Here is a 24,176-nt window from a genome sequence, read left to right on the forward strand (position 1 = left end):
GGGTCAGGGTACCGCCGGGCCGACCGCGTGGCCGGGCGAGGCGCCCCGGCTCCAGACGGCGGTGCGCACGTCGGTGCCGTCGGGCCGGCGCAGGGTCACCACGAGCGGGGCCTCGACGAGCGAGTCGACGAACCCGGCGCCCCATTCGACCACCACGACGTCGGTGTCGAGGGCCGAGTCCAGGTCGAGGGACTCGAGTTCGTCGGCCAGGTCGCCCGTCGTGGGCCGGGTCCCGTCCGGGTCCTGCCCGCCGAGAAGTCGGTAGGCGTCGACGTGGACGAGTCCCGGGCCGCCGGGCGTCGTGGGCGGGTGGCGGCGCGCGATGACGAAGGTCGGCGAGGTCACGCGGCCCCGCACGCCGAGGCCAGCGGCGATCCCGGTGGTCAGGGCGGTCTTGCCCGCGCCGAGGGGTCCGTCGAGCACCACCACATCGCCGGCGCGGAGCAGCCCGGCCAGCTCGACGCCCAGCGCGCGCGTGTCCTCGACCGTCGGCAGGTCGCGCTCCCCCGGCACACCGATCGTCACGATGTCCGGCTCCCGTCGGCGCGGCCCGCCCGCTCGAGGCGGCGCCACTCGATGATCGCGTCGGCCACGAGGTCGCCCAACACCTCGGACACGTGCGCGGGCTCCTCGAGCATCACCATGTGCCCGGCGCCCGGGACCACGACGAACTCGGCGTCGGGGAGCTCCTCGACGATGTCGACCGACCTGTCCAACGGGGTGAGCAGGTCGCGGTCGCCGCTGAGGACCGTCGTGCGGACCTCGCGGAGAACGGGCATGGCGGCCGACTCGTCGTGTCGCGTGAGGGTCTCGAAGAAGTTGGCGATGGTCAACACATCGGTCGAGGCGATGAGCTTGTCCACGAACCGGGCGACGGTCGGACTGACCGTGGCGGGGTCCCCGAACGACCCGCCGTAGATGAACGGCGAGATGATCGCCCCGAGCGCGCGCCGGCTGCTCGTGAACACGCCGGGGCTGCGGCCGGCCAGCCCGGCGAGGCGGGCCACGCTCCTGTTGTCGAGCACCGCCCCGAGTCCGGCCTCCGAGAGCTCCGCCATCGCGGTGGAGACCAGCCCGACCCCCAGGACCCGCTCACGGACCGTCTCGGGGTGCCGGGCGGCGAACCCCATCACGGTCATCCCGCCCATGGAGTGGCCGATCACGACGACGGGCCCGGTGGGGGCGGTCGCCGAGATGACAGTGTCGAGGTCCCGGGACAGCTGGTCGATGGTCGCGTTCTTCCGCGAGCCGGCCCCGCTCAGGCCGTGCCCGCGCTGGTCGTAGAAGACCATCCGGATCTCGGAGCCGAACCGGTCGGCCAGGTGCCGGCGCTGGAAATGCCAGGTGTCCATCGACAGGGTGTAGCCGTGGACGAACACGACCGTCATCGGAGCGTCGGTGGGCCCCGCCTCGCGTACCGCGAGCGGGACACCGTCGGTCGCGGCGACCATGGAGCCCCGGTCCACCCCGAGCTCCCACATGTCCTCGCCGGCCCAGGGGTCGTTGGCGCGTCGGCCGGGCAGCAGCGTGACCACCGACCCCAGGGTGGCGGCGCCGAGCGCGCTCAGGCCGGCGCGCAGGCCACCGGGCGTCCGGATCCGTTCGGCGACCGCCTCCGCGTCGCGCGGCGTGCCCCCGGCCATCTCGGGCGGTCGGATCTCGACCGGCGTCTCGGCGGCCGACCGCTCGGGCCGTCTCGGCAACCGCAGCCGGGGCCCACCGCGCGGGTCGTCGCCGACCTCGTCGTCGTGGTCCTCGCTCATCCCCAGACCCCCCGCCCGGCCCCCGGTGCGGCGTCGTCGCTCCGCGCGACGGCGCGGGTCCCACGCGCGGACGGCGCGGCATGGCTGCCGCGTACCACGTGGTGGCGCGCGGCCCGGCCACGCACCGCGGTGACCACCTCGTAGTGGATGGTGCCCAGGGTCTCGGCCCACTCGGCGGCGGTGGGCCCGCCGTCGGCGCCCGTGCCGAACAACACGGCGGTGTCCCCCACCCGCACCGCCTGTCCGGGGTCGGGTCCGAGGTCGACGACGAACTGGTCCATGCACACGCGGCCGACGTTCGGATAGCGCCGCCCGCCGATCGAGACGTCCAGCCGGCCCGAGAGCAGCCGCCACACTCCGTCGGCGTAGCCCGCCGCGATGAGGGCGACGGTGGTGTCGTGAGGGGCGTGCCACGTGTGCCCGTAGCTCACACCCTGCCCCGCGGCCAGCCTCTTGACCATGAGCACCTCGGCCGAGAACGTCATGGCGGGCACCAGGTCCACCTCGAGTCCCTCGACCGGGTTGAGGCCGTACAGCGCGATGCCCGGGCGGACCATCTCGAACCCGTCCTCGGGGCGGGTGAGCGTCGCGGCCGAGTTGGCGTGGTGGTTGACCGGGCAGTCCAGACCACGGCCCCGCGCCTGGGCCACACACTCGTGGAGCCGCGCCACCTGCAGGTCGATGACCGGGTTACCCGGGTCGTCCGCGTGCGCGAAGTGAGCCATCAGACCCGTGACCTCGACCAGCCCGCCGGCCGTGGCCGTGACGAGCCGCTCGAGCACGGCCGGCCACTCCTCGAGGGAGATGCCGGACCGCGCGAGACCGGTGTCGATCTTGGGAGTGACGCGGGCACGACGGCCCGTGCGGCGCGCGGCCTCCAGGACGGTGTCCAGGTGGGCCGGGCTGGGGATCGCGAGGTCGACATCCGCCTCGACCGCCGCGCGGACATCGTCCGAGGCGGAGTAGAGCCACGCGAGGATCTCCGCGTCGATGCCCGCCGATCGCAGCTGCAGGGCCTCGGCGATGGTGGTCACCCCCAGCGCGTGCGCACCCCCGCGTAGCGCGGCCAGGGAGACGGGGACGGCGCCGTGCCCGTAGGCGTCGGCCTTGACCACGGCCATGACCCGGGCCCCGCGGGCAGACCGGACGAGGACGCGACTGTTGTGCTCGATCGCGTCCAGATCGATCTCGGCGCGGCACGGAGCCGGGGGGACAACTGGACCCATTCTGTCAATTCTGCCAAAAAGCGCCGGCGGGCAGCGATTCCCTCCCCCGCAGCGCCGAGATCGCCCCCGGTATCGCGGCCAGCAGGTCGGATGCACCGATCGGCGCGCCCGGGCCCCCGTGAGCACCGCCCGCGCCCACGGTGTGTCGGTGCGCCGCCCGGCGCGCGGCCTCCCCGTGCACCGTCGCCGCCTCGACCGCCGGCCACGCCGGAGATCCGTACGCCGCCCTGCCGCTCGCGAGCAACGCGCCCACGATCCCGGACAGCACATCGCCCGAACCGGCCGTCGCGGCCCAGGAGGAACCGGAGTCCACCGCGAACGTCGTCTCGCCGTCGTCGACCAGGGTGACACGTCCCTTAAGCAGCACCGTCGCCTCGATCCCACGGTCCCGCAGCCCCGCGACGTACCGGCGCAGCGCGCCGGGGCGGTCGCCGCGGTCCCACCCGCCGGTGAGCCGGTCGAACTCGCCGGCGTGCGGGGTGAGCAGCACCGGCGCGGCGGCGCTCCGCAGCAGGACCGGGTGGGTGGCGACGCAGGTGAGGGCGTCCGCGTCGAGCACCGTCGGCCGCCCCTCCGCGAGGACCGCGTCGATGTCCGCCACCGCGTCCGGCCCGGTCCCGCCGCCGGGTCCCACGATCCACGCCTGTGCACGACCCGCGTCGGCGACCGTCGGGTGGCACACCACCTCGGGGCGGGCGGCCAGCACCGCGTCCGCCCCCGACCCCACGTACCGCACCATCCCGGACGTGGCCGTCACCGCAGCCGACACGCACAGGACCGCCGCACCCGGGTACCGCTCGGACCCGGCGCGCACCGCCACAACGCCCTGCGTGTACTTGTCGTCGTCGAGCCCCGGCACCGGCCAGTGGCGCCCCACCTCGGCGGGGTCCGGGCACCGCACGGCCGCCGGCCCGGCCGGCGGTTCGGTCAGGCCGATGTCCACCAGCTCGACGCGGCCGCACTCCGGCGAGGCGAGCAGGTGCGCGCGGCGCAGCATCCCGAAGGTGACGGTGAGCGCCGCCCGCACATGCGGCTCGTGGACGGTGCCCGTGTCGGCGTCGATCCCGCTGGGCAGGTCCACCGCCACCCACGGCACGCCGGCCGCCGTCAAGCCCCGGACGATCGCTCCCGCCGGGTCACGCAGCGGTCCCCTGCCGTTCAGACCCACCACACCGTCGACGGCGACATCGGGGACGGGTACGTGGGAGCCCACGGTCTCCGCGCCGCGCACCCGCCCGCCCGCGCGGCGCAGGGCGGCGAGACCACGTTCGTGCACGCGGTCCGGGCTCAGCAGAACGGCCTCCACGCGGCACCCGCGGCCACGCAGGATCGCGCCCGCGTACAGGGCGTCCCCGCCGTTGTCACCGCTGCCCACCAGCAGCAGCACGGAGCGGCCGTAGACGCCGCCGGTGCGCTCACGCAACAGCGCCGCGGTGTGGTGGGCGACGCCCGCCGCCGCGCGCCGCATCACCGCGTCGGGGTCCCCGGCCGCGGCGGCCGCCTCGATGAGCGGACGTTCCGCGGCGCGGATGACCTCGACGGGATGGGCGCGCCTCATGATCTGCCTACCGCGGGCGGGTCACTCCACCGTGACGGACTTGGCGAGATTGCGGGGCTTGTCCACGTCGTACCCGCGCGCGGCGGCGACCTCGGCGGCGAAGGCCTGGTACGGGATGGTGGCCAGCAGCGGCTGGAGCAGAGTGGTCGAGGCCGGGATCGGGATGAAGTAGTCCGAGAGGGGCCGGGCCACCTCGTCGCCCTCCTCGGCGATCACGATGGTCCGCGCACCGCGCGCCCGGATCTCCTGGATGTTGCTCACCAGCTTGGAGTGGAGGACCCCGCGACCCTCGACCGGCGGCATCACGATGAAGACCGGCATACCCTCCTCGATAAGGGCGATCGGACCGTGCTTGAGCTCGCCTGCCGGGAACCCCTCGGCGTGCATGTACGCCAGCTCCTTGAGCTTGAGCGCGCCCTCCAGTGCCGTCGGGTACCCCACGTGGCGGCCGAGGAACAGCACCGACTTGGAGCCGGCGAGCTCGCGGGCGATCCCCCGGACCGGGCCCAGGGAGTCGACGACCTTCTGGATGTCCTCGGGCATGCGTTCGAGCTGACGGAACTCGGCCGCCACCTCGTCCGGGTACTTGGTGCCGCGAGCCTGCGCGAGCGCGAGACCGACCAGGTAGTTGGCCGTGATCTGCGCGAGGTACGCCTTGGTGGAGGCGACACCGATCTCCGGGCCGGCATGCGTGTACAGGACGGCGTCGGCCTCCCGCGGAATCTGCGAACCGTTGGTGTTGCACACCGCCAGGACACGGGCCTTCTGGGCCTTGGCGTGACGGACCGCCTCGAGGGTGTCCGCGGTCTCGCCGGACTGCGAGATGGCCACCACGAGCGTGGAACGGTCCAGGACCGGGTCGCGATAGCGGAACTCCGAGGCGATCTCGACCTCGCATGGGAGCCGGGTCCAGTGCTCGATCGCGTACTTGGCGACCATGCCCGAGTGGTAGGCACTGCCGCAGGCCACGATGAACACCTTGTCGATGTCGCGCAGGTCCTGATCGCTCATCCGCTGCTCGTCCAGCACGATGCGACCGTCCTGGAAGTGACCCAGCAGCGTGTCGGCGACCGCCCCGGGCTGCTCGGCGATCTCCTTGAGCATGAAGTAGTCGTAGCCGCCCTTCTCGGCGGCGGCCAGATCCCAGTCGATGTAGAAGGGACGCCCCTCGGAGGGCTCGCCGGCGAAGTCGGTGATCTCGTACGAGTCCGCGCGCAGGACCACGACGTTGTCCTGACCCAGCTCGATGGCGTCACGGGTGTGCTCGATGAACGCCGCGACGTCGGACCCCAGGAACATCTCACCCTCGCCGACGCCCAGCACGAGCGGGGTCGAGCGCCGCGCGGCCACGAGGACGTCCGGGTGGGCGGCATGGCTGAAGACCAGAGTGAAGGCGCCCTCGAGGCGACGGAGCACCGTGCGGCACGCGGCCACGAAGTCCCCGCCACTGGCACCCGACTCCATCTCCCGACGCAACAGGTGGGCCGCGACCTCCGAGTCGGTGTCCGACTCGAGCTCGACGCCCGCGGCCTCGAGCTCGGCGCGGAGCGGAGCGAAGTTCTCGATGATGCCGTTGTGCACGATCGCGACATCGCCGGAGACGTGCGGGTGGGCGTTGTGGTCACTCGGACGGCCGTGCGTCGCCCACCGGGTGTGACCGATACCGGTCGAGCCCGGGAAGCCGCCCTCACCCGCGGCCGCGAGCGCGGCCTCGAGGTTGGCGAGCTTGCCTTCCTTCTTCTCGACCCGGGAGGCCCCCGAGCCGTCGAGCACGGCGACGCCCGCCGAGTCGTAGCCGCGGTACTCCATCCGCCGCAGGGCCTCGACGACGACTGGGAGGGCGGGGCGATGCCCGACATAACCGACGATTCCGCACATGGGCGCTAAGTGTAACCGCGAGGTCCGACAGCCCAGGCACCCTCCGCGCTCGTGAGGCGATACTGTGGCCATCGTGGCCAAGAAGACCAAGGAACTGCACGCCAGGGTGGGCCGACGCGGACCCCACGCCGTCGACAGGGGTGACCTCGGGTTCACCGGTACCCCCGGCGTCGTCTACGTCCCGCGCGACGCCCCGTCTCCCGCGCCCGTCGTGGGATGGGCCCACGACTGGACCCGGGGGCCGCATCACTACGTCGACACCCTCAAGCACCTCGCGTCGTGGGGATTCGTCGTGGTGGCTCCGGCCACTGATCTCGGGTTGCGCCCGAACCACCAGCACTACGCGGACCACCTGTCCGCGGCGATCGAGGACACCCTCGAGGCCACCCTCGGTCGAGGGTCGGTCCGCGCGGATCCGCGGCGTATCGGCCTGGCCGGTCACGGCCTCGGCGCGGGCGTGTCCGCGCTGCTGGCGTCCCAGCGCACCGACATCGACGCCGTCGCGATGGTCTTCCCCACCGAGACGGTCCCGTCGGCCGCGGACCGGGCGATGACGATCGACTCCCCCGCACTGCTGCTGTCCGCCGGCGGCGGTGTCCACGCCGAGGACGCGCGGGCTCTACACCTCGCGTGGCGGGGCGATCTCGTGCACCGGCGACTGGACAAGGCGATCGAGGGCGGATTGGTCGAGCGCAACGCGCTGATCGAGCGGATCGGCCTGGCGGACCCCGACCGCCGCACGCATCGGACCGTGCGGCCGCTGCTGGCCGGCTACCTGCTTGCCACGCTCGCCGGCGACGACACCTATGCCGCGTTCGCGGATCCCGGGGTCGGGTTCAAGGACGCGGTCCCCGTGACGGACGAGATGCTGGAGGAGCCGGGGGACGACCCGCTGGCCACCACGCCGCCGTTGCTCAAGCTGTTCAAGTCCTTCACCGGCGGCTGAGCGGGTCAGACGGCGACGACGACGCCCGCGAGCCGCTCGGCGACCTCGCGGGCCAGGTCCGCGTCCTCGGCCTCGACCATGACGCGGACCAGGTGCTCGGTCCCCGAGGGGCGCAGCAGGACGCGGCCGGTGGCGCCGAGCCGCAGTTCCTCGGCGGCGACCGCGTCGCCGACCGCCGGGGACGCCACGACGGCGGCCTTGTCCTCGACCGGCACGTTGATGAGGATCTGGGGCAGCACTGTCATCACGGAGGCCAGCTCGGCGAGCGACCTGCCCGTCTCGGCCATCCGCGCCATGATGCGCAGCCCGGTGAGGACGCCGTCCCCGGTGGTCGCGTGCGCGGGCAGGACGAGGTGACCGGACTGCTCGCCGCCGAGGCTGTATCCGCCCTCGCGGAGGCGCTCGAGGACGTACCGGTCGCCGACCTTGGTCTCGGTCACCTCGATGCCGGCTTCCCGCATCGCCACTTTGAGACCGAGGTTGCTCATGATGGTCGCGACGAGAGCGTTACCCGTGAGCTCGCCGGCGTCCCTCATGGCCAGGGCCAGGATCGCCATGATCTGGTCCCCGTCGACGACCTCGCCGCTCGAGTCCACCGCGAGGCAGCGGTCGGCGTCCCCGTCGTGGGCGAGACCGAGGTCGGCGCCGTGCTCGAGGACCGCGGCACGGACGTCGTCGAGGTGGGTGGAACCGCAATTGTCGTTGATGTTGTAGCCGTCGGGGCTGGCGTGGATCTCGATCACCGTCGCACCCGCCTCGCGGTAGGCGCGCGGTGCGGCCACGCTGGCGGCGCCGTTGGCGCAGTCGACGACGACACGGAGCCCGTCCAGCCGGGCCGGCGTGGCGCTGAGCAGATGGCCGACGTAGCTGTCCAGGGCGTCCTCGGGGGTCGCACGTGAGATCCGGCCGATCGCCGACCCGGTCGGCCCGGTGATGGCGCCCTCGGTGAGCGCGGCCTCGATTCGGTCCTCGACCTCGTCACCGAGCTTGTGCCCGCCCGCGGCGAAGAACTTGATGCCGTTGTCCGGCATGGCGTTGTGCGAGGCGGAGATGACGGCGCCGAGCGCGGCGTCATGACGGTCCGTCAGGTGGGCCACAGCCGGGGTCGGCACCTCACCGACCAGCAGGACGTCGACGCCCTGACTGGCCAGCCCCGCCGCGAGCGCGGCCTCCAGCATCTCTCCCGAGACGCGCGGGTCACGACCCACGACCGCCAGCGGGCGCGCGCCCGCACGGTCGGGCACGGGCCCGGTCTCGGTGGCGAGGACCGCGGCGGCCGCCGCACCGAGCCGGACCGCGAGGTCAACGGTAAGGGTCCGGTTGGCGAGCCCACGGACCCCATCGGTGCCGAACAGTCGCGTCATGTCGTGTAGTCCTCCGGGGTCGTGTGGTCGCCGTCGCGGGGCGGATCGGGAACGCCCGGGTCAGGATAACCTCGCCCGGTCGCGCACTCGGCAAATGGACCAGAGCAGGCCCCCGCGTCGCGGGAACCTGCTCTGGTGTCGTGATCCTGGGGGATCAGCGCTTCGAGTACTGCGGGGCCTTACGGGCCTTCTTGAGGCCGGCCTTCTTGCGCTCGACCGCGCGGGCGTCACGCGTCAGGAAGCCCGCCTTCTTGAGCGCCGGGCGATCGTCCGGCGAGTACTGGGTCAGCGCCCGGGCGATGGCCAGACGCAGCGCGCCGGCCTGACCCGAGGGGCCGCCACCGTGGAGCAGCGCCACGATGTCGAACTGCTCCTCGCGCTCGACCAGCACGAGCGGCGACTTGACGAGCTGCTGGTGCACCTTGTTCGGGAAGTAGTCCTCGAGGGACCGCCCGTTGAGGGTGAACTGGCCGGAGCCGGGCAGCAGGCGGACGCGGGCGACGGCCTCCTTGCGGCGGCCGACGGCCTGGGCCGGGCCGGAGGAGACGACGGGAGCGAACTGGGCGTCGGCGTCGGCGACGAAGTCGGTGCCACCGGCGTAGTCGGCCTCGCTGTAGTCCTCGGCGACCTCGGCGGCGAGATCCGCCACCACGTCGTCGGCGACCTCGGCCTCGGGGGTGATGTTCTCGTCGGTCACTGGGCCACCTGCTTGATCTCGAAGGGCACGGGCTGCTGGGCGGCGTGCGGGTGATCGGGACCCGCGTACACCTTGAGCTTGGAGGCGACGGCACGACCGAGCTTGTTGCTCGGCAGCATGCCCTTGACGGCCTTCTCGACGACGCGGTCGGGGCGCGTGTCCATGGCCTTGCCCAGGGTCTGCGACTTCAGCCCACCGGGAAAACCGGAGTGGCGGTGCTGCACCACGCGGTCACGCTTGTTGGACGAGATCGCGACCTTGTCGGCGTTGATGATGATGACGAAGTCGCCGGTGTCGGCGTTCGGGGCGAACTGCGGCTTGTGCTTGCCACGGAGGATGTTGGCGACCTGGACGGCGAGTCGACCGAGCACCACGTCGGTGGCGTCGATGACATACCAGGCGCGCGTCACGTCCCCGGGCTTGGGGGTGTACGTGGACACAGGCAATACCTCTGTCTGTCTAGTGGGCTGCCGGCCGGCAGGCGCCCTCCCCCTCGTACGGCGGCCGGTGGTGACCCGTGCGAGGCGGTCCACCGTCTCCGATGAAGGAGACGACATGGACGCCGACGGTCAACAGTACCGTCCGACGGGCGCCCACTCCAAGTCGCCGATCACGACGGAGCGCCCATCGGTTAGACTCTCCCCGGTTCCCGCCCTCGTAGCTCAGTGGATAGAGCACGGCTCTCCTAAAGCCGGTGTCGGAGGTTCGATTCCTCTCGGGGGCACCATTGGTGGCCCGGGCCGCGCCAGCGTCCCGGGCCCGGCGGGACGTCAGCGCCTGAGTGTGGCCGAGAAGGCGCTCGTCAGCGCGAGGATCGGCAGTCCGATGAACAAGTGCACGATCGCGGCCGCGAGCCCGTCGAGGAACGGCACGGTCACCAGCAGCGGCAACGCCACGGCCGCCACGATGAGCAGCCCCACCGTCCAGGAGTAGAACTGCTGGGGATTGGCGGTGCCGATCAGTAGCAGATACCAGAGCAGCCCGGCGAGGATCGCCGCGACGGCGCCGTAGACGGCGTACATCGTCGGGGTGTTCCCGCCGTTGGCCCACTGGTGGCCGAAGCGGGAGAACACGGCGTCCACAACCCAGGCGATCAGCCACCCCGCGATGGCCGCGACCAGTGCGGTGGCGGCCACGCTGCCGACGAATTTCCCCACGTCGATCGCGGGCCCGCGGCGGGGTTGGCGGGGTTCCACATAGCCGTCGTCGTAGCCGCCCTCGGCGCCGTAGCCGTCGTCGTAGGCGGGGTCGTACGCCCGGTCGCCGCTCATCCGCGAGTAGGCACGCGAGTCGGGCTGCTGCCCCATGCGTCGGGTGTGGTCGTCCTGTCCGGGATACATCTCTACCGCCTCCGAATCGGTGTGGTGCCCACCGAGGGTAGTCCCTCGGCGGGCACGACGAGGCCCGCCCGACCGTCCGGCGACGGTCGGGCGGGCCGGCGAGGGTCCGGGTCAGTGCGAGATGGTCTTCTCCACACCGACACCGGTGAGCGAGCGGACCTCCATCTCCACGCGCTTCTGCGGGAACTCGTCCTTCTTGCCGATGAACGTCCCGACGATGCCCAGCAGGAACGCCAGGGGGATCGACACGATGCCCGGGTTGGAGAGCGGGAACAGGGAGAAGTCGACGCTCGAGATCATCGACTTCTCGCTGCCGGAGACCGCCGGCGAGAGCGCGATGAGCACCAGGGTGCTGATCAGGCCGCCGTACATGGAGAACAGCGCGCCGGTGGTGTTGAACCGCTTCCAGAACAGCGAGTAGAGGATCGTCGGCAGGTTCGCCGAGGCGGCGATCGCGAAGGCGAGGGCCACGAGGAAGGCGATGTTCTGCCCCATCGCGCCGATGCCCATGATGATCGACACGATGCCGATCACGACCACCGTGATCCGGGAGACCCGCAGCTGCGACTGCTCGGTCGCCTGGCCGTGCTTGATCACGCCGTTGTAGATGTCGTGCGCGAACGAGGCGGAGGCGGTGATGGCGAGTCCGGCCACCACGGCGAGGATGGTCGCGAACGCGACCGCCGAGATGATGCCGAGGAAGATCTCACCGCCCAGCGCGAACGCGAGCAGCGGCGCCGCCGAGTTCACACCCCCGGGGGCGTTCTCGATGACCTCGGGTCCGACCATCGCCGCGGCACCGAAGCCGAGGACGAGGGTGAACAGGTAGAAGCCGCCGATGAGCGCGATCGCCCAGGTCACCGACCGACGGGCCTCCTTCGCCGTCGGCACGGTGTAGAAGCGCATGAGCACGTGCGGCAGCCCCGCGGTGCCGAAGACCAGGGCGATCGACAGCGAGACGAAGTCGAGCTTGCTGGTCTCGGTGGCGCCGTACTGCAGACCCGGCTGCAGAAGATCCTTGCCCGAGTTGGCCACGGCCTCTCCGAGGAGCGCGGAGAAATTGCCTCGGACGGCGATCAGGACGAGGAGACACATGATCAGCACACCGCCGACGAGCAGGACGGCCTTGACCATCTGGACGTAGGTGGTGCCCTTCATGCCCCCGACGAGAACGTAGACGATCATCAGGATGCCGACGACGGCCACGACGATCGACTGCCCCGTGGAGTCGTCGATGTTCAGGAGCAGGGCGACGAGACCGCCGGCGCCGGCCATCTGGGCGATCAGATAGAACAGACACACCGCGAGGGTGGCCAGCGCGGCCGCCATGCGGACGGGCCGCTGGTTGAGTCGGAAGCTGAGCACGTCGGCCATCGTGAACCGGCCCGTGTTGCGCATCAACTCGGCCACGAGCATGAGTGCCACGAGCCAGGCGACGAGGAAGCCGATCGAGTACAGGAAGCCGTCGTAGCCGTTGATCGCGATGGCGCCGGCGATACCGAGGAAGGAGGCCGCCGAGAGGTAGTCGCCGGCGATCGCGAAGCCGTTCTGCGGGCCGGTGAAGCTCGAGCCGCCCGTGTAGAAGTCCTTGGTCGACTTGGTCGACTTCGACGCCCTCAGCACCAGGGTCATCGTGATGACGATGAAGACGGCGAACACCGCCATGTTGAGGAGGGTGCTGCCGACCTGCTCACCCGGCGCGAGTTCGTTGATGTTGATCAGCCAGTCCATCAGGCGACCCCACCTTCCAGTTCGAGGCGGATGGACTCCGCGCGCGGATCGATCTCACGGTTGGCGAAGCGGATGTACAGGAAGGTGATGAGGAAGGTCGTCACGAACTGCCCCAGGCCGATGATCAGACCCCAGGTGATGTTCCCGAACACCTTGGTCCCCATGAAGTCCGTCGCGTAGACGGCCAGGATCACGTAGAGGAAGTACCAGACGAGGAAGGCGATCGTCATGGGGAACACGAACGCCCTGAACTTGCTGCGCAGATCCTGGAAGGCGGGGCTGGCCTGCATCGCCGTGAATTCCGCCGCATCCGGGGTTCGTCGCGATGCTCCCCCCGCCGGCGGTTCGGTTGGTTGGGACACGGAGGTCCTCCGTTTCGGGTTCTCGTCAGCACACCCCTGTAGTGATGCGCTTCACAGACACTGACCGGGGAAGTGTGACATGTGACACAGAAGATTGCGGAGAGACCGTCGGCGAACTCTTATGACGAGCCGAAACCGCGGGTGGCGCCACCCCCGTCGGCGGGTAGCACTTACCTCCCTACGGGGCTACGGCTGAGCGGAGGAGCCGCGGCGCCCCACCGCCTCCGCGAATACCCGGACGATCTCTTCCGGAGTGCGGGCGACATGGCTGCTGCCGCCGGTAGCCTCCGCGATCTGCGCGAGGGTGCCCGAACTGCTCTCGTCCAGAAGGCTCACCGTCACCATGATGACGGGGCGGGACGGGTCCACCATCTCATCGAGCCGGGCGAAGAACTCGTCCGCTCCGATGTCCGAGGTCGCGTCGTCCGCCCCGTCGGAGATTACGATGATCGAGTTGACCATGTTCGGGTCGTACCCCGAGCGCACCATGGCGTAGGCGTCGAGCACGGAACGATAGAGGTCGGTGCCACCACCCACCATCCCGGGCAGCGAGGCCAACGCGCCTCCCAGCGCGGCACGGTGCGTGCCCCCGGGAGCCGCCGCGTCGAGGCGCTGCAGTGCGGCGACCTCCGCGTACGGGAGCCCGTCGCTCCCGGCGGCACCGCCGAACGCCCACAGTCCGAGCTCCGCGTCGTCGGGGAACTGGCCGAGCCCCGCGCCCGCCGTCTCGACGAGCGCCTGGATGCGGGTGCGGTCCGTGCCGGGAACCACGAAGCCCATCGAACCCGACGTGTCCACCAGGACGAGGGACCGGCCCGGCATCGCCAGGAGCCGCCAGTGCCGTAGCGCACTGTGGACCCGGTTCGCGTCCCGGACGACGAGCGCCTCGGCCCCGCCCACTCCCGCACTCTCGGCGAGCGGCGCCCGGAAGGCGGTCCGGAAACCGTCCCGGGAGAGCCCGTCGACGACAGCGGGCGCAGCGGTGGCGTCCCGGAGTGCCTCGGCGGCCCCGGACACCTCGGCCCGGCGCGTAGGGTCCTGGGTCGTCACGGCCACCGGATAGGTCAGGAAGACCGCCCCGGTGGCGGGCGCGTGAAGTTCCAAGCCCGAGTCTGGCGCCGCCCGCTGCGCGAGCACCGCGTCCCGCTCCGTCACGATCGCCGCGCCGCCGCCGGCGATCACCCTGTCGAGCATCTCCCGGGAGGTCGGCGGGACCTCCATCCGACTCATCTGCCCCTGGGCCAACATCGCCATCGAGGCCCCCAGCGCCTCCGGAGCCGACCGCAGCATCTCGACCTCCGACGTCGCGGCGAGGATCGGCGCGTCCGCGACGCCGGACCGGACCGGGTCACCCATCATCAGCCCCGGGGTGGCGAGCGCCGAGGTCCACGTCGACATGTCGATCGGGGCGTCACGGGAAGCGATGACCACAGGGGTCGACGCGAGGGAGTTGAGGACCGTCTCGAACGGGATCTGCACGTCCTGGGACATCTGGGCGAGACGCACGGCGGAGTCCGGCACCCAAATGTCCGGTAGCGCCTCCCGCGAGACGGTGCGGGTGGCCATGTCCGCGGAGGACACCGGTTCCACGTCGAAGGCGTGACAGCCGTCGGCGTGCTCCGCCAGGACCCGGACGTGCTCGACGATGTCGGGCTCGGCTGCCACGCTGATCCGCGGTTCCGCCCCGCAGAAGCCGGCGACACCGGCCCTCGACAGCCCGGAGACCACCAGACCCACCACGAGCACGACGGCGACGATCACCGCTCCCACGAGGACGACCCTCCGGGCCGTCGGGTTGCCGTTCTGCGGCGATGCGCTGTGCCTGGCCATCGGTGACGCTCCCCCCCGGTCATGCGATACCCGGGGCCGTGCCAGACGCCCACGTCGCGCGGATCCGGGTCGGGCGCGGAGAATCGTACCCGGGCCGGTCGGCCCGCGGTGCCCGTACGTGGGGCGCCACGGCGGCCTGCGTCACCTGCGGTGGAGCGGTTCAGCGCCCCCGGAAGACGGGCGGCCGCTTCTCGGCGCGGGCGGCCCGCGCCTCGGCCATGTCCTCGCTGCTCCACGCGCGCAACTGGAGTTCGGTGTGCTCCTCCCGCGGGAGCAGCCGGGCGTCGTCGTCGTTGATCACGGTCTTGATGTGCCGCAGACTCAGCGGTGCGAACCGCGAGAGTTCGGCGGCCAGCTCCATGGCCGCCTCGACGTCGCCGATCTCGTTGGCCAGGCCGATCCGGGCGGCCTCCTCCGCACCGACGGGGCGGGCGGTCATGAGCACCGAGCGGGCGTGGCCGCCGCCCACGACGTTGGCCAACCGCTTGATGGTCCAGTTGTCCAGCGCCAGTCCCACCTTCACGACGGGCACGGTGAAGACTGCGCCGGGCGCCACCACCCGCAGATCCGCCGCCAGTGCGAGCTGCACGCCCGCACCGACAGCCGGACCGTTGACGGCGGCTATGACGGGGACCGGGACCGACTCCACGGCACGGAGCATCCCGGCGTGTGCGTCGTAGAAATCGGAGTTGTACACCCCGCCGGACAGATCGGCGCCCGCGCAGAACGCGGTTCCCGCTCCGGTGATGACGATCGCGCGGACGGGATCCTCGGCGTCGGCCTCCGCGCCGGCGGCCTCGACGGCCTCGCGCAGGGCGGTGCACACCTCGGCGTCGAGCGCGTTGCGGATCTCGTGACGGTCGATGGTGATGACGACGACTGCGCCGTCCCTGCGGCTGACGATCATGGCGGCGGAGGGCTCCTCTGCGTGACGGGGGTACGGCAGTGCACCCTTACCCTCACGATACCCGCTGGTAGGTGCCCCACCGTACGATGCGGTCATGGCGCGCATCGGAGCTCTGCAGATCCTCGACATGGTCCTCGACGACGGCTCCTTCCGGTCCTGGGACGACGCCCCGGTCCGCCCGCCACAGGTCGACGCGATGCCCGGGTACGAGGAGGCACTCCAGCGGGCGGCCGAGAAGTCGGGGGTCGACGAGTCGGTCATCACCGGCGAGGGCACCCTACTGGGCCGCCGGGTCGTGATCATCGCGTGCGAGTTCGACTTCCTCGCCGGGTCGATCGGGATCGCCGCCGCCGAGCGGATCGTCTCAGCGATCGAGCGGGCGACGGCCGAAGGGCTCCCGATCCTCGCCTCCCCCACCTCGGGCGGTACGCGGATGCAGGAGGGGACGATCGCGTTCCTCCAGATGGTCAAGATCTCCGCCGCTGTGGCCGGACACAAGAACGCCGGGCTCCCCTACCTCGTCTACCTGCGGCACCCGACGACCGGCGGGGTGTTCGCGTCGTGGGGGTCGCTCGGTCACGTGTCGGTGGCCGAACCCGGCGCGCTCATCGGCTTCCTCGGGCCCCGCGTATACGAGGCGCTCTACGACGCACCCTTCCCGGACGGGGTCCAGGTCTCCGAGAACCTCGCGCGACGCGGGATGATCGACGGTGTGCTCCCGCCGGAGGGACTCCGTGACCTCACCGCCCGTGCCCTGCGGGTGCTGTGCCAGGACCCGCCATCGGACGACGAGCCGGCGCCGCCCCACGGGCCGGTCCCGGAGCCGGAGTCCGACGACGGCCTACCCCCGGATGCCTGGGACGCCATCACCCGGTCGAGGCGCCCGGACCGCCCCGGCGCGCGCGCCTTCCTCGACCGCGTGTCGCCCGACCGGGTGCCATTGTCCGGCACCGGTCAGGGCGAGGACAGCGGATCCCTCCTGTTGTCGCTGGTCCGGTTCCGTGGCCAGTCCGCCGTCGTGCTGGCGCAGGACCGGGACGCGGAGAACGAGAAGAGCCCGCTCGGGCCGTCCGCGTTGAGGTCGGCACGCCGCGGAATGCGCATCGCCGCTGAGATGGGGGTCCCACTGGTCCTGCTCATCGACACCCGCGGCGCGGCTCTGTCTCGGGAGGCGGAGGAGGGCGGACTAGCGGGTGAGATCGCCAGGAGTCTGGCAGACCTCGTCACCCTGCCGACTCCGACCGTCTCCGTGATCCTGGGGCAGGGCACCGGCGGCGCCGCTCTCGCCCTGCTCCCCGCCGACAGGGTCCTGTGCGCACGTCACGGGTGGCTCGCCCCACTGCCGCCGGAGGGCGCGAGCGCGATCCTCCACCACGAGACCAGCCGCGCCCCTGAGGTCGCCCGGTCGCAGGGCATCACCTCTGCCGACCTGCTGGAGGCCGGGATCGTGGACGTGGTCGTCCCCGAACGTCCCGACGCCGCGGACGAGCCGGAGGCGTTCTGCGACCGGATGGCCGACGCGGTCGCGTCCGCTCTACTCGAGGTCCGCCGACGTCCCCCTGAGCGGAGGTACGCCGAGCGGATGATGCGGTATCGCGAGCTTGGCCTCGCATTAGAGTGAAGCCTGTCACAACCCGTCGGCACGGTCGGCGGGCCCGCTGCCGTACGTGAGGGGAAATACCCGATGTCGGACTCGACGACCTCGACCTACGACGCCGCCCACCGGCTCTCGATCAGCGATCCCGACGCCTTCTGGTTGGACGTCGCCGGGGACATCGACTGGACCACGACCCCCACGACGGCGGTCGACGGATCCCGTCCACCCTTCTACCGGTGGTTCCCCGACGGTGAGCTGAACACGTCGTACAACTGCGTCGACCGGCACGTCGCCGCCGGGCGGGGCGAGCAGGCCGCGTTCATCTACGACTCGGCGGTCACCGGGGTCAAGGAGACCATCACCTACGCCCAGTTACTGAAGCAGGTCGAGGAGTTCGCGGGCGCGCTCGCCGCGGAGGGCGTAGGACGCGGCGACCGGGTCGTCATCTACATGCCGATGGTCCCCCGTGCCGCCGTGGCGATGCTCGCGTGCGCCCGGCTCGGCGCCGTCCACTCCGTTGTCTTCGGCGGATTCGCCGCACCCGAGTTGGCGATCCGGATCGACGACGCCCGCCCCAAGGTGATCGTCACGTCCCACGGCGGCATCGAGCCGACGCGCAAGGTGCCCTACTTCCCCATGGTCGCCAAGGCGCTCGAGCTCACCCGCCACAGCCCCGGGGCCGTCATCGTGGCCCCGCGTCACGACCAGTTCCCCGACATGGCGTTCCCCGACACCCCGGGGACCACCTGGAGCTACTGGGATGACGCCGTCGCCGACTCCGAACCGGCGGCGCCGGTCCCGGTGAAGGCCACCGATCCCCTGTACATCCTCTACACCTCCGGAACGACCGGGCTGCCCAAGGGCGTGGTCCGCGACAACGGCGGACATGCCGTCGCGCTCGCGTGGTCGATGTGGAACGTCTACGGCATCCGGCCGGGCGACGTGTGGTGGACCGCCTCGGACGTGGGCTGGGTGGTCGGCCACTCCTACATCGTCTACGCGCCCCTACTGGTCGGCGCGACGTCAGTGATCTACGAGGGCAAGCCCGTCGGCACCCCTGATGCCGGGGCGTTCTGGCGCGTGGCCTCCGAGCACCGCGCGGTCGCACTGTTCACGGCTCCGACCGCCGTGCGCGCGATTCGCAAGGAGGATCCCGAGGGCCTCGAGATCGGGAAGTACGACCTGTCGGCCATGCGCACTCTGTTCTGCGCCGGCGAGCGTCTCGATCCGGACACCTACCAGTGGGCCACCGACAACCTCGGCAAGCCTGTTGTCGACAACTGGTGGCAGACCGAGACGGGCTGGCCGATCGCCTCCAACCTCCGCGGCCTGGAGCCGATGCCGATCAAGCCCGGCTCCCCCACCGTTGCGGTCCCCGGGTACGACCTGCACGTACTCGACGAAGACGGCACGCCCCTGCCACCCGGCGAGGAGGGGAACCTGGCCATCAAGCTGCCCATGGCCCCGGGCACGCTGGCGGGCCTCTGGGAGGACGACGAGAGATTCGTCTCCTCGTACATGTCCGTCTTCGAGGGTTACTACTCCACGGGTGATGGCGGGTACATCGACGAGGACGGCTACGTCTTCGTGATGGGTCGGACCGACGACGTCATCAACGTCGCCGGCCACCGGCTGTCCACGGGGTGGATGGAGGCCGTCATCGCCCGGCATCCCGCCGTCGCGGAGGTCGCGGTGATCGGCGTGAAGGACCATCTCAAGGGCCAGCGCCCCGTCGGCTACGTGGTGCTCAAATCCGGCCAGGTCCGCGACCCCGACGAGCTGCGGTCGGAACTGGTGGCGATGGTGCGTGACGAGATCGGGGCGGTGGCCACCTTCCGCGACTGCACGGTCGTCCAGGGGCTGCCCAAGACCCGCTCGGGCAAGATCCTCCGCAAGACGATGCGGCAGATCGCCGATGGTCAGCAGGATGTGGCGGTGCCGTCGACGATCGAGGACCCGGCCGTCCTCGACGCCCTCACGCCTTACTTGCGGCAGCCGGGGTAAGCCCGAGGCCGCGCCGGCCGGGGCGGGGCGACTCGCGGCCCGGCCGGGGATCCGCGCCCGAGCCAGGCGTCTCGCTCCCGCCGATGGCGTCTCGCCTCCGTGCGTGTCCACGCAGCCGCTCCCGCCGATGGCGTCTCGCTCCCGCCGATGATGCTGTGCACTACAGCCGCCCCTCGCCTTGGCGTCTGGCGCGTACCGCGGGGCAGGCGAGACGCCATGGTGAGGGGCGGCTGTGGTCGTCGGGCACACGGGGGTCGTCGGCCGCGGGGCTGCGACCGGGCCGGGCCAGGCGGTGGGCGCGGGCCGGGTCAGCAGGCGCGGGCCGTGCCAGCAGGCGCAGGCCAGGTGGGTGCGGGCCGGGAGGCGGGCGGGTCGCCCTGCTCCATCCCGACAGACGACGGCGCCCCGCCCTCCCGAGAAAGGAGGACGGGGCGCCGCTGTCGGCTTCCGGGACCGCCCGATCAGGCGTCGAGCAGGTCGATCACGAAGACCAGGGTCTTGCCACCGAGCGGGTGCAGGGCCGCAGAGGTGCCGTAGGCCTTGTCCGGCGGGATCACCAGCTGGCGGCGTCCGCCCACCTTCATCCCCGGAATGCCCTCCTGCCAGCCCTGGATGAGGCCGTTCAGCGGGAAGGTGATGGACTCGCCGCGATCCCAGGAGGAGTCGAACTGCTCACCGGTCTCGTAGTCCACCCCCACGTAGTGCACGGTGACGTTACCGCCGGCGACCGCCTCGGCGCCGTCGCCCACCGTGATGTCCTCGGTGACGAGGTCGGTGGGCGCGGGGCCCGTCGGCATGTCGATCTCGGGCTTGTCCATGATGTTCTCCTGGGGGTGGGTTCCCGGGTTCAGCGCTGGCTGATCGGGGTGAAACTCCGCTCGGCCGGGCCGGTGTAGACCTGGCGCGGGCGGTTGATCTTGGTCGAGGGATCCTCGCGCATCTCGCGCCAGTGGGCGATCCACCCGGGCATGCGACCGAGCGCGAACAGCACGGTGAACATGTCCGTCGGGAAGCCCATCGCGCGGTAGATGAGGCCGGTGTAGAAGTCGACGTTCGGGTAGAGCTTGCGCTCGACGAAGTAGTCGTCGGCCAGCGCCGTCTCCTCGAGCTTGAGCGCGATCTCGAGCAGCGGGTCGTTGCTCTGCGACAGCAGCGCGTGCGCGTGCTTCTTGGCGATCTGGGCGCGCGGGTCGTAGCTCTTGTAGACGCGGTGGCCGAAGCCCATGAGCTTGACGCCGTCGACCTTGTTCTTGACACGGTCCATGTAGTCGGTGGCGTCGCCGCCCTCCGACTCGATCCGCTCGAGCATCTCGAGGACGGCCTGGTTGGCCCCACCGTGCAGCGGACCGTACAGGGCGTTGATGCCGCCGGTGATCGAGGAGTACAGCGGCGCCTCGGAGGAGCCGACCATGCGGACGGTGGAGGTGGAGCAGTTCTGCTCGTGATCGGCGTGCAGGACGAGAAGCATGTCGAGGGCCTCGGCGACCTCGTCGGTGATCTCGTAGTCCGGGCCGAACGTCATACGCAAGAAGTTGCGGACGTACCCGAGCGAGGGGTCCGGGTCGATGGCCTCGTGACCGTTGCGGATCCGGTCGATCGCGGCGGCCAGTGTCGGACCCCGGCCCAGCAGGCGCGCGGTGGCCAGGTCGACGGCCTTGGGATCGTCGATGTCCAGATCGTCACCATGGGTGCCGAAGAGGCTCACGCCGGCGGACAGGATGGGCATCGGGTGGGTGTTGCGGGGGAAGGCCTGCAGCAGCGGCATCATCTGGCCGGGCAGCGCGGTCTCGCCCAGCACCTTGTCGGTGAACTCGGCGAGCTGGGCCTCGGTGGGGTCCTCGCCGTAGATGAGCAGGTACGACACCTCGAGGAACGAGGCGTTCTCGGCGAGCTGGTCGATCGGGTAGCCGCGGTGCCGCAGGATCCCCTCGTTACCGTCGATGTAAGTGATCGAGGAGGTGCACGCGGACGTGTTGACGAAGCCGACGTCCAGGGTGGTCATCCCCGTCTCGGCCAACAGCGAGCCGAGCTGCACGGCGTCACTACCGCAGCTCGCCTCCACCACGTCGAGTTCGAGCTCACCGCCGGGGTAGGACAGTGTTGCTTTGCGGTCCGAACCGTTCGAGCCTGCGGTCACGCGATTCCCTCTCCGACGACTGGTCCCGGCGGTCGAGTCCCGCCACGAATGTGCTGTGCCACACCCTACCGTGGCCGCCGTTCGGGGTTCGAAGGGAGTTCTCCCGTTCTCCCCCCGGCGACCCGGCCCGGCGACCCGACCCGGCGTCAGGGCTGCAGCCGACGGGCCGTCCACCGGTCGCCGTCCCTGAGGCACTCGACGCGGTCGTGGAACCGGTCCGGCCCGCCCTGCCAGAACTCCACCCTGTCCGGGACCACCCGGTACCCGCCCCACCGGTCGGGCATGGGGATCTCGTCGACGTCGGCCAGGCGCTGCGCCGCGGTCGCGTACAGGGATTCGAGCTCGGCCACCGACTCCGCGGGCCGCGACTGCTCGGACGCCCAGGCGGCGATCTGCGACCCCCGCGGCCGGGTGCGCCAGTACGCGAGGCTGTCCGCCCGGTCGATCGGATGGCAGGCGCCCTCGATGTGCACCTGACGCTCGGCGATCAACCAGGGGAAGGTCACCGACGCGTACCCGGTCTGCGCCAACTGGACGCCCTTGCGCGACGTCGTTGTCGTGAAGAACGTCACCCCGCCCTCGTCGACGCCCTTACACAGGACGGTCCTCGTCGACGGCCGCCCCTCGGCACCGACGGTGCCGAGCACCATGGCGTTGGGTTCGCGGACCCCGCGCCGGCCGGCCTCGTCCAACCACTCGGTGAACAGGGGCAACCACCCGCCGGCGAGGTCGGCCACGTCCAGCCGCGCGTGCAGGCCGTACCCGACGCGCATGGTGTCGAAATCGGTGGGTTCCAGGACCGGTTCCTCCATGACCCCAGACGGTACTCCGGGCCCGGGGCCCGACCGGACTACCATGGAGCACGACCCACCCGACGACACCGAAACGGCATCCCAAGAGCATGAGCGATCAGCTGCCCACCATCCCCGCCGACCTCAAGCCCGCCGACGGCCGCTTCGGCTGCGGTCCGTCCAAGGTCCGCCCCGAGCAGATCTCGGCCGTCGCCGACGCCGCCACCACGGTGATGGGCACCAGCCACCGCCAGGCCCCGGTCAAGGACGTCGTGGGTCGCGTGCGCGACGGCCTGTCCTCGCTGTTCTCCCTCCCCGAGGGCTACGAGGTCGTGCTGGGCAACGGCGGCACCACCGCGTTCTGGGACGCCGCCGCGTTCGGCCTGGTGCGCGAGAAGTCGCTGCACCTGACCTACGGCGAGTTCTCCTCCAAGTTCGCCAAGGTCACCGGCGGCGCGCCGTTCCTCGCCGACCCGATCGTCATCTCGGCCGACCCCGGCTCGGCGCCGGAGCCGACCTCCGACCCGTCCGTCGACCTCATCGGCTGGGCCCACAACGAGACGTCCACCGGCGTGATGGTGCCGGTGTCCCGCCCGGCGGGCTCGCAGAACGCGCTCGTCGCGATCGACGCCACCTCCGGCGCCGGCGGCCTGCCCGTCGACATCGCGGACGCCGACGTCTACTACTTCGCCCCGCAAAAGTCCTTCGCCTCCGACGGCGGCCTGTGGGTGTCGATCATGAGCCCCGCCGCCCTCGCCCGGGTCGACGAGATCGCGGCCACCGACCGCTGGTGCCCGGACTTCCTGTCGCTGCCCACCGCGGTGGACAACTCGCGCAAGAACCAGACGTACAACACGCCGGCCGTGGCGACGCTGCTGATGTTCGCCTCGCAGATCGAGTGGATGAACGACCAGGGCGGGCTGGACTGGGCCGTGGCGCGGACCAAGGACTCGTCCTCGCGTCTGTACGACTGGGCCGAGGCCAGCGACTACGCCACCCCGTTCGTCGCCGAGCCCTCGCACCGCTCGCAGGTCGTGGGCACCATCGACCTGGCCGAGGAGATCGACGCCGCGAAGGTCGCCAAGACCCTGCGCGCCAACGGCATCGTCGACACCGAGCCGTACCGCAAGCTGGGCCGCAACCAGTTGCGCATCGGTATGTTCCCGGCGATCGAGCCCGAGGACGTCACGCAGCTGACCCGCTGCATCGACCACGTGGTCGGCCAGCTCTCCTGAGCCGCCCCCGGGCACGCCGGCCCCCTCCGGCCGGGCCCGTACTTTTCCGCAGCCCACCCGGCCCGTCCGCGCGCCGGGTGGGCTGCGCTGCCCTACCATGTGGGAACGCGCCCAGGCCCCGGGCAGCGGAGCAGCTCAGGCCGCCGACGGGGCCGCGAGGAGTCGAGGAGGCGGCATGCGGAAGCTGAGGATCATCGGTGTGGACACCGAGTCGTCGGTCGTCGAATGCGAGGTCCCGGACTCCGGTGAGAAGTTCACCCTGCCCCTGGACGACCGTTTCCGAGCCGCCGCGCGCGGTGAGTTCGTGGCCGGCGGGTCGGACCGGGCGCCGGTGACCGGCACGCTGCGTCCCCGTGAGATCCAGGACCGGATCCGGCACGGGGCCTCCCCGGAGGAGGTCGCCGCCGACGCGGGGGTGCCGCTGTCCCGCATCGAGGGTTTCGCCGTGCCCGTGCTGCTCGAGCGGGCCAACGCCGCCGACCTGGCGCGGTCCGCCCACCCGGTGCTGCCGGACGGGCCGGCGCTCAACACGCTCGCCGACCGGGTGGGGGCCGCCCTGGACCGACGCGGCGTGGATCCGGACCTGGTGACGTGGGACGCCTGGAAGGACCGCTCGGGCGGGTGGGTGGTCCGCACGTCGTGGCCGGCCGGTTTGTCCGACGACGCGAGCGCCACGTGGTCGTTCGTCCCGGATTCGCACGGGGGTTCCGCGCGGGCCCTGGACGAGGAGGCCGAGCGGATCCTGGACCCGTCGCGCGCCACGGAACTGCGGTCGGTGTCGGCCCCTCCGCCGCTGCCGCCGGGCCCCCC

At 71.4% G+C, this 24,176-nt stretch carries 21 protein-coding genes and 1 tRNA gene; 6 read left to right on the plus strand and 16 right to left on the minus strand.

What is annotated here, in order from left to right; all coding sequences use genetic code 11:
- Positions 1–3: 3 nt before the first annotated feature.
- The 5 genes from tsaE to glmS are packed head-to-tail and all read right to left on the minus strand — an operon-like array spanning position 4 to position 6,425.
- On the minus strand, positions 4–525 hold the full coding sequence (gene tsaE / locus KHA85_RS04845) for a tRNA (adenosine(37)-N6)-threonylcarbamoyltransferase complex ATPase subunit type 1 TsaE (RefSeq protein ID WP_213184973.1): 522 nt from the start codon (positions 523–525) through the stop codon (positions 4–6).
- Complete coding sequence (locus tag KHA85_RS04850) at positions 522–1,763, minus strand: alpha/beta fold hydrolase (protein WP_213184974.1); 1,242 nt, start codon at positions 1,761–1,763, stop codon at positions 522–524. The genes tsaE and KHA85_RS04850 overlap by 4 nt, the downstream gene beginning before the upstream one ends.
- On the minus strand, positions 1,760–2,989 hold the full coding sequence (gene alr / locus KHA85_RS04855; protein WP_213184975.1) for an alanine racemase: 1,230 nt from the start codon (positions 2,987–2,989) through the stop codon (positions 1,760–1,762). Before alr ends, KHA85_RS04850 begins: the two co-directional genes overlap by 4 nt.
- A 4-nt stretch (positions 2,990–2,993) precedes the next feature.
- Positions 2,994–4,547, minus strand: a complete 1,554-nt coding sequence (locus tag KHA85_RS04860; RefSeq protein WP_213184976.1) for a bifunctional ADP-dependent NAD(P)H-hydrate dehydratase/NAD(P)H-hydrate epimerase — start codon at positions 4,545–4,547, stop codon at positions 2,994–2,996.
- A gap of 21 nt (positions 4,548–4,568) precedes the next feature.
- Complete coding sequence (glmS, locus tag KHA85_RS04865) at positions 4,569–6,425, minus strand: glutamine--fructose-6-phosphate transaminase (isomerizing) (protein WP_213184977.1); 1,857 nt, start codon at positions 6,423–6,425, stop codon at positions 4,569–4,571.
- 73 nt (positions 6,426–6,498) lie between these two features.
- Here glmS and KHA85_RS04870 point away from each other — a divergent pair, with 73 nt between their 5' ends.
- Positions 6,499–7,371 (plus strand): dienelactone hydrolase family protein, encoded by an 873-nt coding sequence (locus tag KHA85_RS04870; RefSeq protein WP_043566378.1) that lies wholly within the window; start codon positions 6,499–6,501, stop codon positions 7,369–7,371.
- Positions 7,372–7,376: 5 nt separating this feature from the next.
- Here the strand turns inward: KHA85_RS04870 and glmM are convergent, their stop codons facing one another.
- The 3 genes from glmM to rplM all read right to left on the minus strand — a co-directional run bounded on the left by glmM (position 7,377) and on the right by rplM (position 9,872).
- The gene (glmM, locus tag KHA85_RS04875; protein WP_213184978.1) at positions 7,377–8,735 is read right to left on the minus strand and encodes a phosphoglucosamine mutase; all 1,359 of its coding nucleotides are present in this window, start codon (positions 8,733–8,735) and stop codon (positions 7,377–7,379) included.
- Positions 8,736–8,889: 154 nt separating this feature from the next.
- Positions 8,890–9,432: a 30S ribosomal protein S9 gene (gene rpsI, locus KHA85_RS18235; protein WP_007627423.1), complete on the minus strand. Its 543-nt coding sequence runs from the start codon at positions 9,430–9,432 to the stop codon at positions 8,890–8,892.
- Positions 9,429–9,872: a 50S ribosomal protein L13 gene (gene rplM / locus KHA85_RS04885; RefSeq protein ID WP_007627425.1), complete on the minus strand. Its 444-nt coding sequence runs from the start codon at positions 9,870–9,872 to the stop codon at positions 9,429–9,431. The genes rpsI and rplM overlap by 4 nt, the downstream gene beginning before the upstream one ends.
- A 211-nt stretch (positions 9,873–10,083) precedes the next feature.
- Here rplM and KHA85_RS04890 point away from each other — a divergent pair.
- Positions 10,084–10,159: transfer RNA gene (locus KHA85_RS04890), tRNA-Arg, on the plus strand.
- Positions 10,160–10,202: 43 nt separating this feature from the next.
- On the opposite strand, the gene KHA85_RS04895 is transcribed toward KHA85_RS04890, so the two are convergent.
- The 5 genes from KHA85_RS04895 to KHA85_RS04915 form a co-directional block, all read right to left on the minus strand.
- Complete coding sequence (locus KHA85_RS04895) at positions 10,203–10,772, minus strand: hypothetical protein (RefSeq protein ID WP_007627427.1); 570 nt, start codon at positions 10,770–10,772, stop codon at positions 10,203–10,205.
- Positions 10,773–10,883: 111 nt separating this feature from the next.
- Positions 10,884–12,503 carry a monocarboxylic acid transporter gene (locus tag KHA85_RS04900; RefSeq protein WP_007627429.1) on the minus strand — a complete coding sequence of 540 codons (1,620 nt, stop codon included), beginning with the start codon at positions 12,501–12,503 and terminating at the stop codon, positions 10,884–10,886.
- On the minus strand, positions 12,503–12,793 hold the full coding sequence (locus KHA85_RS04905; protein ID WP_007627431.1) for a DUF485 domain-containing protein: 291 nt from the start codon (positions 12,791–12,793) through the stop codon (positions 12,503–12,505). Before KHA85_RS04905 ends, KHA85_RS04900 begins: the two co-directional genes overlap by 1 nt.
- A 258-nt stretch (positions 12,794–13,051) precedes the next feature.
- Positions 13,052–14,695, minus strand: a complete 1,644-nt coding sequence (locus tag KHA85_RS04910) for a substrate-binding domain-containing protein (RefSeq protein ID WP_213184979.1) — start codon at positions 14,693–14,695, stop codon at positions 13,052–13,054.
- A gap of 160 nt (positions 14,696–14,855) precedes the next feature.
- Positions 14,856–15,602 carry an enoyl-CoA hydratase gene (locus KHA85_RS04915; protein WP_213184989.1) on the minus strand — a complete coding sequence of 249 codons (747 nt, stop codon included), beginning with the start codon at positions 15,600–15,602 and terminating at the stop codon, positions 14,856–14,858.
- Between the two features lie 94 nt (positions 15,603–15,696).
- On the opposite strand from KHA85_RS04915, the gene KHA85_RS04920 reads away from it, so the two are divergent.
- A complete protein-coding gene (locus KHA85_RS04920; protein ID WP_213184980.1) occupies positions 15,697–17,223 on the plus strand; it encodes a carboxyl transferase domain-containing protein in 1,527 nt (508 codons plus the stop codon).
- 63 nt (positions 17,224–17,286) lie between these two features.
- Positions 17,287–19,203: an AMP-binding protein gene (locus KHA85_RS04925; RefSeq protein WP_213184981.1), complete on the plus strand. Its 1,917-nt coding sequence runs from the start codon at positions 17,287–17,289 to the stop codon at positions 19,201–19,203.
- A 461-nt stretch (positions 19,204–19,664) separates the two neighbouring features.
- On the opposite strand, the gene KHA85_RS04930 is transcribed toward KHA85_RS04925, so the two are convergent.
- The 3 genes from KHA85_RS04930 to pdxH form a co-directional block, all read right to left on the minus strand.
- Positions 19,665–20,021, minus strand: a complete 357-nt coding sequence (locus KHA85_RS04930) for an FKBP-type peptidyl-prolyl cis-trans isomerase (RefSeq protein WP_063974144.1) — start codon at positions 20,019–20,021, stop codon at positions 19,665–19,667.
- Positions 20,022–20,050: 29 nt separating this feature from the next.
- On the minus strand, positions 20,051–21,340 hold the full coding sequence (locus tag KHA85_RS04935; protein WP_213184982.1) for a citrate synthase: 1,290 nt from the start codon (positions 21,338–21,340) through the stop codon (positions 20,051–20,053).
- 146 nt (positions 21,341–21,486) lie between these two features.
- Positions 21,487–22,152: a pyridoxamine 5'-phosphate oxidase gene (gene pdxH, locus KHA85_RS04940; protein WP_213184983.1), complete on the minus strand. Its 666-nt coding sequence runs from the start codon at positions 22,150–22,152 to the stop codon at positions 21,487–21,489.
- An 89-nt stretch (positions 22,153–22,241) separates the two neighbouring features.
- Between pdxH and serC the strand changes: the two genes are divergently transcribed.
- Positions 22,242–23,366 (plus strand): phosphoserine transaminase, encoded by a 1,125-nt coding sequence (gene serC / locus KHA85_RS04945; RefSeq protein ID WP_213184984.1) that lies wholly within the window; start codon positions 22,242–22,244, stop codon positions 23,364–23,366.
- 175 nt (positions 23,367–23,541) lie between these two features.
- A partial coding sequence (gene sepH / locus KHA85_RS04950) for a septation protein SepH (RefSeq protein ID WP_213184985.1) occupies positions 23,542–24,176 on the plus strand: 635 nt, incomplete at its 3' end.

The sequence above is a fragment of the Dietzia massiliensis genome (assembly GCF_018390595.1).
GTDB lineage: Bacteria > Actinomycetota > Actinomycetes > Mycobacteriales > Mycobacteriaceae > Dietzia > Dietzia massiliensis.

What these genes read in the sequence shown, in the direction of transcription:
- KHA85_RS04850 (WP_213184974.1), bottom strand. Translation starts at nt 1,763, where the DNA reads ATGAGCGAGGACCACGACGACGAGGTCGGCGACGACCCGCGCGGTGGG.
- alr (WP_213184975.1), bottom strand. Translation starts at nt 2,989, where the DNA reads ATGGGTCCAGTTGTCCCCCCGGCTCCGTGCCGCGCCGAGATCGATCTG.
- KHA85_RS04860 (WP_213184976.1), bottom strand. Translation starts at nt 4,547, where the DNA reads ATGAGGCGCGCCCATCCCGTCGAGGTCATCCGCGCCGCGGAACGTCCG.
- glmS (WP_213184977.1), bottom strand. Translation starts at nt 6,425, where the DNA reads ATGTGCGGAATCGTCGGTTATGTCGGGCATCGCCCCGCCCTCCCAGTC.
- glmM (WP_213184978.1), bottom strand. Translation starts at nt 8,735, where the DNA reads ATGACGCGACTGTTCGGCACCGATGGGGTCCGTGGGCTCGCCAACCGG.
- KHA85_RS04895 (WP_007627427.1), bottom strand. Translation starts at nt 10,772, where the DNA reads ATGTATCCCGGACAGGACGACCACACCCGACGCATGGGGCAGCAGCCC.
- KHA85_RS04900 (WP_007627429.1), bottom strand. Translation starts at nt 12,503, where the DNA reads ATGGACTGGCTGATCAACATCAACGAACTCGCGCCGGGTGAGCAGGTC.
- KHA85_RS04905 (WP_007627431.1), bottom strand. Translation starts at nt 12,793, where the DNA reads ATGCAGGCCAGCCCCGCCTTCCAGGATCTGCGCAGCAAGTTCAGGGCG.
- KHA85_RS04910 (WP_213184979.1), bottom strand. Translation starts at nt 14,695, where the DNA reads ATGGCCAGGCACAGCGCATCGCCGCAGAACGGCAACCCGACGGCCCGG.
- KHA85_RS04915 (WP_213184989.1), bottom strand. Translation starts at nt 15,602, where the DNA reads ATGATCGTCAGCCGCAGGGACGGCGCAGTCGTCGTCATCACCATCGAC.
- KHA85_RS04920 (WP_213184980.1), top strand. Translation starts at nt 15,697, where the DNA reads ATGGCGCGCATCGGAGCTCTGCAGATCCTCGACATGGTCCTCGACGAC.
- KHA85_RS04925 (WP_213184981.1), top strand. Translation starts at nt 17,287, where the DNA reads ATGTCGGACTCGACGACCTCGACCTACGACGCCGCCCACCGGCTCTCG.
- KHA85_RS04930 (WP_063974144.1), bottom strand. Translation starts at nt 20,021, where the DNA reads ATGGACAAGCCCGAGATCGACATGCCGACGGGCCCCGCGCCCACCGAC.
- pdxH (WP_213184983.1), bottom strand. Translation starts at nt 22,152, where the DNA reads ATGGAGGAACCGGTCCTGGAACCCACCGATTTCGACACCATGCGCGTC.
- serC (WP_213184984.1), top strand. Translation starts at nt 22,242, where the DNA reads ATGAGCGATCAGCTGCCCACCATCCCCGCCGACCTCAAGCCCGCCGAC.